Source organism: Roseibium marinum, assembly GCF_002906165.1.
Classification (GTDB): domain Bacteria; phylum Pseudomonadota; class Alphaproteobacteria; order Rhizobiales; family Stappiaceae; genus Roseibium; species Roseibium marinum.
On record NZ_PPCN01000004.1, the window covers coordinates 159,799 to 173,330 of the forward strand.

The 13,532-nt window shown below is 62.2% G+C and carries 10 protein-coding genes; all 10 read right to left on the reverse strand.

Going from position 1 to position 13,532, the window contains the following annotated elements; translation table 11 throughout:
- Window positions 1–73: 73 nt before the first annotated feature.
- Window positions 74–1,579 (reverse strand): siroheme synthase CysG, encoded by a 1,506-nt coding sequence (gene cysG, locus CLV41_RS11760; protein WP_103222521.1) that lies wholly within the window; start codon window positions 1,577–1,579, stop codon window positions 74–76.
- Window positions 1,551–4,232 (reverse strand): nitrate reductase, encoded by a 2,682-nt coding sequence (locus tag CLV41_RS11765; protein WP_103222522.1) that lies wholly within the window; start codon window positions 4,230–4,232, stop codon window positions 1,551–1,553. Before CLV41_RS11765 ends, cysG begins: the two co-directional genes overlap by 29 nt.
- A gap of 22 nt (window positions 4,233–4,254) precedes the next feature.
- A complete protein-coding gene (cynS, locus tag CLV41_RS11770; RefSeq protein ID WP_103222523.1) occupies window positions 4,255–4,704 on the reverse strand; it encodes a cyanase in 450 nt (149 codons plus the stop codon).
- A 9-nt stretch (window positions 4,705–4,713) separates the two neighbouring features.
- Window positions 4,714–6,450, reverse strand: coding sequence for a bifunctional protein-serine/threonine kinase/phosphatase (locus CLV41_RS11775; protein WP_103222524.1), 1,737 nt, complete (start codon window positions 6,448–6,450; stop codon window positions 4,714–4,716).
- A 68-nt stretch (window positions 6,451–6,518) separates the two neighbouring features.
- Window positions 6,519–7,364 carry a formate/nitrite transporter family protein gene (locus CLV41_RS11780; RefSeq protein WP_103222525.1) on the reverse strand — a complete coding sequence of 282 codons (846 nt, stop codon included), beginning with the start codon at window positions 7,362–7,364 and terminating at the stop codon, window positions 6,519–6,521.
- 30 nt (window positions 7,365–7,394) lie between these two features.
- A complete protein-coding gene (gene nirD, locus CLV41_RS11785; protein ID WP_103222526.1) occupies window positions 7,395–7,736 on the reverse strand; it encodes a nitrite reductase small subunit NirD in 342 nt (113 codons plus the stop codon).
- Window positions 7,733–10,186, reverse strand: a complete 2,454-nt coding sequence (gene nirB / locus CLV41_RS11790) for a nitrite reductase large subunit NirB (RefSeq protein WP_103222527.1) — start codon at window positions 10,184–10,186, stop codon at window positions 7,733–7,735. The genes nirD and nirB overlap by 4 nt, the downstream gene beginning before the upstream one ends.
- A gap of 4 nt (window positions 10,187–10,190) precedes the next feature.
- On the reverse strand, window positions 10,191–10,616 hold the full coding sequence (locus CLV41_RS11795) for a globin family protein (RefSeq protein WP_103222770.1): 426 nt from the start codon (window positions 10,614–10,616) through the stop codon (window positions 10,191–10,193).
- Between the two features lie 17 nt (window positions 10,617–10,633).
- On the reverse strand, window positions 10,634–12,394 hold the full coding sequence (locus tag CLV41_RS11800; RefSeq protein WP_103222528.1) for an ABC transporter ATP-binding protein: 1,761 nt from the start codon (window positions 12,392–12,394) through the stop codon (window positions 10,634–10,636).
- A gap of 10 nt (window positions 12,395–12,404) precedes the next feature.
- Window positions 12,405–13,487, reverse strand: coding sequence for an ABC transporter permease (locus CLV41_RS11805; RefSeq protein ID WP_103222529.1), 1,083 nt, complete (start codon window positions 13,485–13,487; stop codon window positions 12,405–12,407).
- Window positions 13,488–13,532: the final 45 nt, after the last annotated feature.

Consider the following 13,532-nt stretch of genomic DNA (forward strand, 5'->3'; position numbering starts at 1 on the left):
GGCCAATCGATAGGGCGTCAGCCAAACAAACCAAATTCCTGGTGGTTTGCCAAGTCCTTGCTGCATTGCACGGTTACAAGCTGCCAGCCACTTGCATCTGGAGTGCATCTTCACGCGCGGTTTGCGGCGCTCCGGCCTCCTTTCGGGACAGGTTCTCCCGAAAGACGCTCCCCACACCGATCAGAACCGGATCTTCCAGCCCCAACCGGTCGACACCGGCTGCAAGCGCGCCCAGCGTGCCGACCCATTTTCGTTCGCCTTTCCGCGAGACAGCGGCAACGGCGACCACGGGCATGTGCGGTGACATGCCTTCTGAAATCAGTTTCGCGCTGATCTTTCCCGCCATGCGCGCGCCCATGTAGAAAACAGTTGTCGTTGCCGCATCCGTCAGGCCGTGCCAGTCCACCGTGTCCGGCAGATCGCCATGGCGGCCGTGGCCGGTGACAAAACGGACGGACTGGGCGTGATCCCGGTGCGTCAGGGAAATACCGAGACGCGCCGCCATGGCGGAGGCCGCCGTGATGCCCGGGACGACGCTGGCGGCAATGCCTTCGGCGGCCAGCCGGTCAAGTTCCTCGCCGCCGCGTCCGAAAATCATCGGATCGCCGGATTTCAGCCGCACCACATGTTTGCCCTGGCGCGCGAGGCGCACCATCATGGCATTGATATCTTCCTGGCGGCAGCTTTCCCGCCCGCCGCGTTTGCCGACCAGAAGCCGTTTGGCTTCCCGGCGGGCCAGCTCGAGAACCGCATCGTCCACCAGATCGTCAAACAGGATGACGTCTGCCGCCTGCAGCGCCCGGACCGCTTTCAGCGTCAGGTATTCCGCATCCCCCGGCCCGGCCCCGACTAGCGTCACCCTGCCCGACCCGCTCGCCCTTGCTTCACCAAGCAGCGAGGACTCGAGCTCTCCGGTCTCCTCAGGCGCATCCCTTCCCGAAAAGGCAAGATCTGTAAACCGTTCCCAGAAGCGCCGCCGTTCCTGCCCGGCCTTGAGGAAGGAAAGCGCCCTGCCCCGCACTCTGCCCGCAAGGCCCGCCCAGATCTGCAAGGATTGGGGCAGCAGGGTCTCGATGCGTCTTCTGATCGCCTGCCCCAGGATCGGCGCGACCCCGTTGGTCGAGATGCCGATCACCACTGGTGACCGGTTGACGATGGAGCCGAACTGGAAGTCGCAAAAAGGAGGATTGTCGATCACGTTGACCGGTACACCCGACTGCCGCGCGGCGTGAACGAACGCTTCCGCTTCGCCGTCACTCCGCGCGTCCGCTATCGCGAGTGCCGCGCCGTCAAAGCTGGCCGGCGTCCAGGGCTTCGCATGATGCACCAGCCGGCCCGCGGCACTGCCTGACACCAGCAGCGCGGCGAAGGAAGGCTCCAGGTCCACGGCATAAACATGAACCTCGGCGCCAGCGGCTGCCAGAAGCTCGGCTTTCCAGGCGGCTGCTTCCGTTCCCCCGGCAAGCAGCACCTTGCGGCCTTGAAGCGGGAAGAACAGGGGCAGACTGGCCAGAGCGCCGACATGCGCCGGACGGCGGCGACTTTCGACCTCAACCGGCTTGCGCGATGTCGGTGTCATTGACGTTTTCCTTTGCGATTTCGTCCAGAAGCGTCTGGATTTCCGAGCGGCAGGAGCCACAATTGGTTCCGGCCTGAAGCGTTTCACCGATTGCCATGACGCTGTCGGCGCCGCATCGGGCAGCTTCGGTGATCTGGTTGCAGCCGACCTGGAAGCAGGAGCAGACGATGGCCCCGCAATCGGGACGGTCCGCCGGGGCACGTCCGGCGAGGATCTGCGAGCGCAGGTCCTTGCGGCCCGGCGCGGCGGCGAGCAGCCCGCAGGCCCATTGCCGCGATACCTCGACCGGTCCCGCCGAAAAGAAGAATGCCGCCTGCAGCAGATCGCCGTCCCAGTATGCCTGCCGGCTCAGCCGTTCCGCCGCATCCTCGATGCAGATCCGGTCGTCGCCGAAGGATCCAAGCGAGGCCGAGACAGTCTGAAAATCCGGTTTGATCCGGCCCGCGAACTCCAGCCGGTATCCGCCCTCTATCGGCGCAATCGCCCAGTAATCGGCCCTGATCTCTGACGGGCGTTCTCTCAGAACCGCGAAACCGAACCAGGCCATAGACACTCTTGAGACGGCGACCGGTGTGAATTTCGATCCCGGCTGGCCGGAATGCGGATCGGTTTCGGGCGCGACAACCGCGTCGATCCGGGCACGCGAGGCGAATTGGTCGGTCCAGTGCATCGGCACATAGACCTCGCCCTTGCGCACCCGAGGCGTGAGCAACGCTCGCACGATGACACTTCCGTGTGGACTTTTCACCTCGACAAGTTCCGCCGCCGCGATCCCGAGCCTGGCGGCGTCATCGGGATGTATTTCGGCGAACGGTTCGGCGATGTGCGACATCAGCCGCGCGGTCTTGGCGGTGCGGGTCATCGTATGCCACTGGTCGCGAACCCGGCCCGTGTTCAGGATGAACGGGTATGCCCGCTCCCGCCTGCGGGGTGCCTGAAAGGCGACTGGAACAAAGCGGCCCTTCCGTCCTTCGGTGAAGAACCCCCCATTGGAGAAAAACCGTGTGTCCGCCGGAGGGCTCTCCGCCGCCTGCGGCCACTGGAACGGCGGCAGGCTGTCGTAATGCGTATCGGAGACATCCTTGTAGGCGCCGATGTCGAAATCCCTGCTGCCGCCGTTCCGGTAATCGGACAGCGCGGCATGTTCGCGGAAAATACCGGCTGCGTTGCCGTAGGAAAACGCCTCGCCGAACCCCATTTTCCGCGCGGCCTCGTTCATCTGCCACCAGTCCGGACGCGCTTCGCCCGGCAGCTCGAGAAACGGCCTCTGCCGCGAAATCCGGCGCTCGGAATTGGTCACCGTGCCGTCCTTCTCGCCCCATGCCGCCGCCGGCAGCAGGACATCGGCGAACGGCACCGTATCGGCGGTGCGGGTCACTTCCGAGACCACCACGAACGGACAGACCCTCAGCGCTTCGGCGACGCTGTCCGCGTCCGGCAGGCTGTCCACCGGACTGGTCGCCATGATCCACAGCGCCTTGATCCGGCCCGCTCCGACCGCCTTGAAGAGATCCACGGCCTTCAGCCCCGGCTTGTCCGCGATTACCGGGCTTTGCCAGAAATCTTTGACGACACGACGGTGATGCGCATTTTCCAGCTCCATGTGGCCTGCAAGCATATTGGCAAGGCCGCCGACTTCGCGGCCGCCCATGGCGTTCGGCTGACCAGTGACCGAGAACGGTCCCATGCCCGGTTTGCCGATCCTTCCCGTCGCCAGATGGGTGTTGATGATGGCGTTGACCTTGTCCGTTCCAGCCACCGACTGGTTGACGCCCTGGCTGTAGACGGTCACCGTCTTTTCCGTCCGCGCGACCATCTTGTAGAACAGGGCGATATCCCGCCGCTCCAGACCGGTGGCCTCGGCGATGGCGCCGATTTCGCAAGGTCCGGCTATCTCAAGCGATTTATGAAAACCTTCCGTGAACCTGTTGATATAAATCTTGTTAAGTGCATTCGATTCAGCGAGAAAACTCAGCAGACCGTTAAAAAGGGCGACATCCGTGTCCGGTTTCAGCGCGAGATGCAGATCGGCGATGGCGCAGGTCGCCGTCCGGCGCGGATCGATCACCACGACCCGCAGCGCCGGGTTCGACGCCTTGGCCGCTTCGAGCCGCTGGAAGAGAACCGGGTGGCACCAGGCCAGGTTGGAACCGACCAGAACCACCAGATCGGCCAGTTCCAGGTCCTCATAGGTCCCTGGCACCGTATCGGTGCCGAAGGCGCGCCTGTGTCCAGCCACTGAAGACGCCATGCAGAGCCTGGAGTTGGTGTCGATATTGGCCGAGCCGATAAATCCCTTCATCAGCTTGTTGGCGACGTAATAGTCTTCGGTCAGGATCTGCCCGGAAACATAGAACGCGACACTGTCGGGACCGTGGTCGCGGATCGCCTCGGTGAATTTTCCCGCGACGAGATCCAGCGCCGTGTCCCAGTCGCTGCGCTTGCCGGCAATTTCCGGATAGAGCAGCCGGTCGTCGAGCGAGAGCGTTTCTCCCAGCGCCGAGCCCTTGGAACAAAGCCTGCCGAAATTGGCCGGGTGATGGGGGTCACCTGCAACGGTAACGGTCCCGTCCTCGCGCCGGGTGGCGAGCACGCCGCAGCCGACACCGCAATAGGGACAAGTGGTCCGGGTGGTTTTATCGTTATCTGTCATGTCATCCCTCCCCGGTCCGGTCTTACCAGGCGTTATAGGCGAGATATTTGCCGGACATTTCTATCTTCACCCGGTCACCCTTCGGGTTCTCGACCCGGGTCACCGACATGTCGAAATCGATGGCCGACATGATGCCGTCCCCGAATTTCTCGTGGATCAGCGCCTTGATCGTCGGTCCGTAGACACCGACGATCTCATAAAGACGGTAGATGCAGGGATCGGTCGGAACAGTCTGTTCCCAGATCTTGGTCGGGCTTTCCTGCAGGATGAGGGCGGCTTCCTGGGGCAGCCCAAGGATTTCCGTAATCGCCGATGCCTTGTCCTGCGACATGGCGTTCATGCCCATGGCCGCGGAATGGGTCCACACCGGAGACATGCCGATCTTTTCGGCGATGCCCTCCCAGGTGAAACCGGCCTGGCGCTTGGCCGACAGGATCATTCCGGTAACGTCTTCACGGGTGAGACCTGACATCGATACCTCCTAAGGGTTGCCGAACAATTGGACGAACAGCGCGGCGCACAGCAACGCGAGAGCAGCCGAGACAAGCTGCCAGAAGCGGACAGGGTCGCGTTCGGCCAGGGGAACGAACGTGCCGGATGTGTAAGCCGGGTTGGGGCGGCGGAGATCTTCCAGAAACGCGCTCAGCGCTTCATGGCGTTTGCCGGGAACCGGATGAACCGCGCGGCACAGCGCGCCGTCGACCCAGTCGGGCACGCGGGTGGTGATCGCCGAAGCGCTGCGATAACGGAGCGCCGCCTGGGCTTTCGCGCTGGTGGCCCTGGCAACAGCCGCGCCATAGGGCAAGCGCCCGGTCAGCATCTCGTAGGCGATCACCCCGAGGGAAAAGAGATCGCTGAGTTCGGTGCCGAGATAGCCGAGAAACACCTCCGGAGCGGTATACTGATGCGTCCCGAGGATTTCCGCCCTGTCGAGCGCCGGTGCGGCTTCCATGACACCGGCAATGCGCACCGAGCCGAAATCGATGATCTTCACCGTCCCGGACGTGTCGATCATGATGTTTTCGGGCCTGAGGTCCTGATGAACCATTTCCTTGCGATGAAAGGCGTGCAGGCCTTTCACGATCTGCTCCAGCAGTCCGCGAACGGTTTCCAGGTCGGGATGCGGATTGTCCAGCATCCATTGCCGCAGGGTCTGGCCCTCGACAAACTCGCTCGCCAGAAAGAGTGATTGCCGTCCTTGTGGATACGAGGCCGCCTTCAGGACATGCGCGGAAGCCATCCGGCGGGCGATCCACTCTTCCATTGCGAAGCGGCGCAGATAATCCGCGTCGCCGCGCAGGTCGATGGAGGGAAATTTCAGGGCAACCTGTTCGCCGCTGGTCTCGTCCTCGGCGAGATAGATGTGGCTGCGGCTACTGGCATGCAGGCCGCGGAGCAGCCGGTAACCCTCGAAATATCCTGGAACGCGCGGCAAGGGTGCCGGCGGCAAGGCCTGTTCGTCCGCCAGCATCTCCGGCGCCGCCGGATCCGGCAATGCGGCGATCCGCACGATCTGGATGGTCAGATTGTCCGTGCTACCGGCTTCAAGCGCCTGATCGACAATCTTCCCGGCCGCGGTTTCCAGGCTCTCCGCTCTCACGATCTCGGCCGCGATCCGCTGCGGCGTCAGGAAGTCATGCACCCCGTCCGTTGTCAGAACGAAGACATCGCCCGGCCGAAGGTCCGCGGCCAGATAATCGATTTCCACGGATTGTGAGAGCCCAAGGGCCCGGCCGAGATAGTTTTCGTCCGGCGAGACCTGCACGCGGTGATCGTCCGTCAGTTGCTCGAGGCTTTGCCCTGCAAGCCGCCAGATCCGGCTGTCTCCCGCGTGAAAGAGATGGGCCTTGCGCCCTTTCAGGACCAGAGCGGAAAAGGTACAGACATATCCACTGTCGCCGCTGCCGCCGGCGCGTCTCGACTGGTCGAAGAGCCAGGAATTCGTGGCCGCGATCACCCGGCTTGCCGCGGTTTTCACCAGCCAGGCATCCGAGGTGCAGTAATAGTCGTCGAGGAAGGATTTGACCGCCGTTTCGGCAGCGACACGGGCAACCGGACTGGAGGAAATACCGTCAGCGATCACGAAGGCGATACCCTTGTGAACCAGCGCCTGCCCTTCAGGAACAACAGCGCCGTGGAAATCCTGATTCTCGGATTTCCTGCCTGCCAGCGAATGCTGACCGGAATCGATGCTCAAATGTGTCCTGGAGGCTTGCATCAGCACTGGAGGCGTTTCCTGCGAAAGAGAAGCATCCCGCCGCGATTGCGGCGGGATGGATGTCGGGCCTATTCGGCCGGTGCTGTGACCGGTGCCTTTTCGTAACCGGAGTTGCGCTTCGGCGAGGTCTTGTAGTGGGTGGCGTAGATCATCCCGCCCACGAAGGTCAGACCGCCGACAAGATTGCCGATGACAACCGGAATTTCGTTGTAGGCAAAGTAGTCGAACCAGGTGAACTGGCCGCCGAGCATGATGCCGGACGGGAACAGGTACATGTTGACGATGGAGTGCTCGAAACCGAGATAGAAGAACACTAGGATCGGCATCCACATGGCCATGATCTTGCCGGAGACGGAATTCGACATCATCGCCGCGACCACACCGGTGGAAACCATCCAGTTGCACATCACGGCGCGGATGAAGACGGTCAGAAGGCCTGCCCATCCGGCTTCTGCGTAACCGAGCGTTCTGGCCTCACCGATCTGGCCGATTTTCTGGCCGATCGCATTCGGTTCCTGGCTGAACCCCATGGTGAAGATGATCGCCATGAAGACCGCGGTGGTCAGCGCCCCGGCGAAGTTGCCGCAAAAGACCAGCCCCCAATTGCGGAACACACCGCCCCAGGTGCAACCGGGACGCTTGGCGATAACAGCCAGAGGCGCCAGCGTGAAGACACCGGTCAGCAGGTCGAACCCAAGCAGATAGAGCATGCAGAAGCCAACCGGGAAGAGAACCGAAGCGACGAGAAAATTGCCGGTATTGACGGCGATGGAGACGGAAAAGGCGGCCGCGAGGGCGAGAATGGCGCCGGCCATATAGGCGCGGATCAAAGTATCCTTGGTGGCCATGAAGATCTTGGATTCCCCCGCGTCGATCATCTTCGTGGCGAATTCCTGTGGAGTTACATAGGACATAGAAGTTCCTTTCGCGGTTAGTACGTCCGGTCAGACAGCTTCGTGTGAATGGGAAAGGTCGATATAGATCCGGCTGTCCTCCAGCCGGACCGGGAAGGCCAGGGTCCGGCCGTCGTCAGCACCCTGCGCGGCGCCCGTTTCCAGGGAAATCACCCAGTTGTGCAGCGGGCACGTCACGCAGCCGTCATGCACGATCCCCTGACTGAGGGGCCCTTTTTTGTGCGGGCACTTGTCTTCCAGAGCGAAGACGTCGTCCGTGGCGGTGCGGAACACCGCGACTGTCATCCCCCTGGTCTTCACGCAGCGCGCGCCCTGGCGGGGAATGTCCTCCAGGGACCCGATCTGGATCCAGTTGCGAATTTCGGCGTTCATTCTGCAGCCTCCTGGGAAAGTACGGCCATCGGCTTGAACTCGTGCTTGTCCTTGCCGGAAACGCGCTCCGACCACGGGTCAATCTGGGCAAATTTCTGGGAGTGGACGAAGCGGTCGAAATAGGCCGTGCGCTTTTCCGCGTCGTCCATGATCTGGCGGCGGACCTCGTCGTAGCCGATACGCTTGGCCCACTTGTAGATCCGTTCAAGGTAATGACCCTGTTCGCGGTACATCTGGGCAAGAGCCACCACATGCTCCAGCGCGTCTTCCTCGGTCTTTACCTGGCCGAGCACTTCCGTGCCCTTGATGTCGAGACCGGCGGCACCCGCGAAATGAATCTCGAAACCGCTGTCGACACAGATGATGCCGATATCCTTGCAGGTCGCTTCCGCGCAGTTGCGTGGACAGCCGGAGACCGCCAGTTTGAGTTTGGCCGGCGTCCAGGAGCCCCACATGAACTTTTCAATCTTGATACCGAGACCGGTGGAATCCTGGGTACCGAAACGGCACCAGTCTGTTCCAACACAGGTTTTCACCGTTCTGAGGCCCTTGGCATAGGCCTGACCGGAGACGAAACCGGCCTTGCCGAGATCCGCCCAGACCGCCGGAAGATCCTCTTTCTTGATCCCCAGCATGTCGATCCGCTGGCCACCGGTGCATTTGACCGCCGGGATATCGAACTTGTCGACGACGTCGGCGATGGCCCGGAGTTCCTTGGAGGACGTCATGCCGCCCCACATGCGCGGAACCACGGAATAGGTGCCGTCCTTCTGGATGTTGGCGTGAACACGTTCGTTGATGAAGCGGGACTGGTAGTCATCCGCGTATTCGTCCGGCCAGTCGGAGACGAGATAGTAGTTGAGCGCCGGCCGGCACTTGGCGCAGCCACCGGACGAGGTCCATTCCAGTTCCTGCATGACCGCGGATATGGTCTTCAGTTCCTTGGACTTGATCAGCCGGCGGACGTCGTTATGGCCCAGATGCGTGCAGCCGCACATCGGTGTGACAGCAGCGGGATTATAGGCATCGCCAAGCGTGACCTGCAGAAGCTGCTCGACAAGCCCCGTGCAGGTGCCGCAGGAGGCGGACGCCTTGGTGTGGGCCCTGACACCATCGAGGTTGGTCAGGCTCTTTTCCGTGATGGCGGAAACGATCTTTCCCTTGCAAATGCCGTTGCAGCCGCAGATTTCCGCATCATCCGGCAAGGCTGCAACGGCCGCCGTAGGGTCCAGGGGGGCGCCCCCCTGATACGCCTGGCCGAAGATAAGCGTCTCGCGCATTTCGGAGACATCGGTTCGTTTCTTGATCAGGTCGAAGAACCAGGGACCGTCGGAGGTTTCGCCGTAGAGCACGGCGCCGATGATCGCGTTGTCCTTGAGAACAAGCCGCTTGTAGACCCCGGCCGAGGCATCCCTGAGGACGATCTCCTCCCGGTCCTCGCCGTCGGCGAAATCGCCTGCGGAATAAAGATCGACCCCGGTCACCTTGAGCTTGGTCGCGGTGGCGGACCCGGTGTACTCGGCCTCCCCCTCGAGCAGGTTCTCCGCGATGACGCCCGCCATTTCGTAAAGAGGTGCGACCAGGCCGTAGCACATGCTCCGGTGCTCGACGCACTCGCCCAGCGCGAAGATGTCTTCGTCGCTGGTGCGCATGTCGTCGCCGACAAGAACGCCGCGATTGACCTCCAGGCCGACTGTCCTGGCAAGCTCCGCGGACGGCCGGATGCCGACCGCCATCACGACGATGCTCGCCTCGATTTCGGTGCCGTCATCAAGGCGGATGGCTTTGACCCTGCCCGCCTCATCGCCGACGATCTCATGGCTGTTCGCCTTGGTGCGCACGTCGATGCCGCGCCGCTTGAATTCTTCCTCCAGCAGGAAGCCGGCAGCCGGGTCGAGCTGGCGCTCCATCAGCGTCGGCATCAGGTGCAGGACGGTCACTTCCATGCCCTGCATCTTCAGGCCTGCCGCAGCTTCCAGCCCAAGCAGACCACCGCCGATGACGACAGCGCGGCCACCGCGTTTGGCGGCGTCCAGCATCCTTTCGACGTCGTCGAGGTCCCGGTAAGTCAGGACACCGTCGAGATCCTTGCCCGGCAGAGGAATGATGAAGGGGTCGGACCCGGTGGCGATCACCAGCTTGTCGTAAGGCTCCGTCACGCCGTTCTCGGACGTAACGGTTTTAGCCTCCCGGTCGATCTCGCTCACGCGGGCCGATTTATGCAGCGTCACACCGTGTTCGCCGTACCAGTCATCGCCGTGGGTGATGATGTCCTCATAGGTCTTTTCACCCGAGAGAACCGGAGACAGCATCAGGCGGTTGTAGTTCACCCGCGGCTCGGCGTTGAAAATGGTGACCTTAAAGGCGTCCCTGTTCCTGTCGAACAGATATTCCAGCATCCGGCCGGGTGCCATGCCGTTGCCGACGATTACGAGTTTCTGTTTTCTCATGGGATTACTCCACTGACGCAGCGTTGGAATAGGCCGCATTGATCATCACGCCCGAGAGCGTTCCATAGGCCGTGAGCCAGGCAAGCCTGGTCTCCTCGGTAAAGGCTTCGCCGAGGCCCTTTTCCAGGGTCCACAAAAGTGCCTCGCCGACAGGCTGGTAATGATCGGCTGCCACGCCGTAGCCGACATGTTTGACGGCCAGCGTCTCGGCAGCCGGCAGGATGGTTTCAAGATCGGCCAGACCGTTCACCACCACGCCCAGCGTCGCCATGAGCTTGCGCCCCTGCGCGCCGAGTTCGGACTTGAACAGCGGCCTGACTTCCGGCGCGATCTCGAAGAGACGGCCATAGAAAAGAGCGGCGGCGTCATCGGCGATCGGCGCCACTTTGGAAAAGGAGGTTTGCACGAGCTGGATTTCATCTGGCGTCATGTCGGTCTCTCTTCGTGTCATTCAGCGGCCTGGATGGCGGCTTTCTGCCGGGCCATGCGGGTCGCGCGTTTCTCCTGAATGGATTTCAGTTGTTCCGGACTGGGATCGGCGCCGCCCTCATAGGCCTCCAGGAAATCCAGAAGTTCTTCGCGGTAGGCGTAGTAATCCGGGTGGGCGAGCAGTTCCCTGCGCGAGCGCGGACGCGGCAGGTCAACCTCCATGATGTTGCCGATCCGGGCATTCGGGCCGTTGGACATCATCACCACGCGGTCGGCGAGCAGGATGGCTTCATCGACGTCATGGGTGACGCAGACCGCTGTCACCTGAGTGCGCTTCCACACATCCATCAGGACGTCCTGCAATTCCCACCGCGTCAGGCTGTCCAGCATGCCGAAAGGCTCGTCGAGCAGCAGCAGCTTCGGCGACAGGGCAAAGGCCCTGGCGATGCCGACACGCTGTTTCATGCCGTTTGAAAGGTCTCCGGCTGCCTTTTCCATGGCATCGGAAAGCCCGACCTTGGACAGGTAGTATTCGATGACGTCCCGTTTTTCGGCCCTGGAGGCATCCGGGTAGACCTTGTCGACGCCAAGCTCGACGTTCTCATAGGCCGTCAGCCAGGGCATGAGGCTGGGCGCCTGGAAGACGACTGCCCGGTCCGGACCCGCCTGGGTCACGTGAGTGCCATCCAGCACAATCGCCCCGTCGGTGATCGGATTGAGACCGGCGACCATGGACAGAACCGTGGATTTGCCGCAGCCGGAATGTCCGATCAGGGTGATGAACTCGCCCTTCCGCATCTTCAGATCGAACCCGTCGACCACCGTCAGCGGCCCCTTCGGCGTCGGGTAGACCTTCTTGAGGCGGGAAAATTCCAGATACCGGTCCTGTTTGGCCGTTTCGGCCGCACGCTCATAGGCGTCAGGCAGTTTGTCGCCACCCTTCGGCCGCTGGGTGATCGGAACGATGTTCGGCAGGACGATATCCCGCTCCGTATCCGCTCCGCGCTGCGCGCCGGCCTCCATCAGATAGGCTGTTACATCGGCGCGAAGACGGATGAAGTCCTCGTCGTGATTGAGTTCTCCCCGGTCCCGGGGACGCTTGAACGGTACGTTGAACTCAGGGCCGAGCGTCGCGTTTGTTCCCGGTTTCAGGGGAACGATCCGGTCCGCGAGCAGAATTGCCTCGTCGACATCGTTGGTGATGAGGACGATGGTCTTTTTCTCCTCCTCGCAGATCGCGGCGAACTCGTCCTGCAACTTGGCGCGGGTCAGCGCGTCGAGCGCCGACAGCGGTTCGTCGAGCAGCAGAAGTTCCGGCTGCATCGCCAGCGCGCGCGCAACGGCCACCCTCTGGCGCATGCCCCCGGAAAGTTCCGCCGGTTTGCGGTCCCTCGCGTGCGCCAGCCCGACCATCCCGATATACTTGTCGCAGATGGCTTTTCGCTCGGCGGAGCTCTTCTTCCGGAAGACACTGTCGACAGCCAGCGCCACATTGCCCGCGACCGACAGCCACGGCATCAGCGAATAGGACTGGAAAACCACGCCCCGGTCAGGGCTGGGTCCGTCAATTTCCCTGCCCTTGAAGACGATGCCGCCGGTGTCCGGTTCGATGAGGCCGGCAAGCAGGGAGATGAGCGTCGTCTTGCCGGTTCCGGAGAACCCCACAATGGCAATGAACTCCCCCTCTTCCACCTTCAGGTTGATGTCTTCCAGAACATCCGTCCGGTTGGCGCCCTCGCCATAGGATTTGGAGATGCCGGAGATTTCCAGAAAGGCCATATCGGTCTCCTTACCGGTTCGCCGAGAACGTGAAGGCGCGTTGCAGGGCGAACATCAGCCGGTCGAGCAGGAACCCGATGACGCCGATGGTCAGCACAGCGACCATGATCTTTGCGAGAGACTGCGAAGAGCCGTTCTGGAACTCGTCCCAGACGAATTTTCCCAGTCCCGGGTTCTGCGCCAGCATTTCCGCGGCGATCAGCACCATCCAGCCCACACCCAGCGACAGCCGCAGCCCGGTGAAGATCAGTGGCAGGGAGGACGGCAGCACGAGCTTGGTGATGGTCTTCCAGGTCGGCAATTGCAGGACACGGCCGACATTCATCAGGTCCTTGTCGACCGACGCAACGCCCAGCGCCGTGTTGATCAGGGTCGGCCACATGGAGCACAGCGTCACGGTAACGGCGGAGATCAACAGGGATTTCGACAGCCAGTCGACGGGATCCGCATAGGTCGCGGAAATGATCATGGTAACGATCGGCAGCCATGCGAGCGGCGAGACCGGTTTGAAAATCTGGACAAGCGGATTGATCGCGCCGTTGAAGGAGCGCGACAGACCGGATGCGATCCCGAGGGGGACGGCGATGATCGTCGCGATCAGAAAACCGAGCCCCACGGTTTTCAGCGACGTGCCGATCTGGTCGATATAGGTCGGCTTGCCGGTATAGTCGCGCCACTTGACCTTGTCGGACTTGCCGTCCGCTACCAGCTTGGCATTGCGCTTTTCCTGGCGTTCGAAGAAAGCGTCGGCCTTGCCGCGCTCGCGCACATGATCTTCCCAGAGATTGACGGTCTGGTCCCAGACCTGCGCCGGACCGGGCACGGCCCCCAGGGACGTTTGAACCTGCGGCGCCAGAATGCCCCACAGGACCAGAAAGGCGGCGATGCCCAGAAGCGGGATCACAAGCACCCGCTTGAGTTCCCCCATCTGTTCCCTGGGGCTGTCGCCGGCGGCGATCTTCAGGAGCGGCACGGTCCACGACAGACCGAGCGCATCCAGCCAGCCGGCAGCCTTGTTGATCCGCGTGAAGAGCTTCTCCCGGCGCGCGGCGCGGGCAATATCCTGACTGCCTGCGGTGTCGGCATTGGCCATAATGAGGGTCCTCGTCTCGAATTTCTGATGCTCAATGGGAAAAGA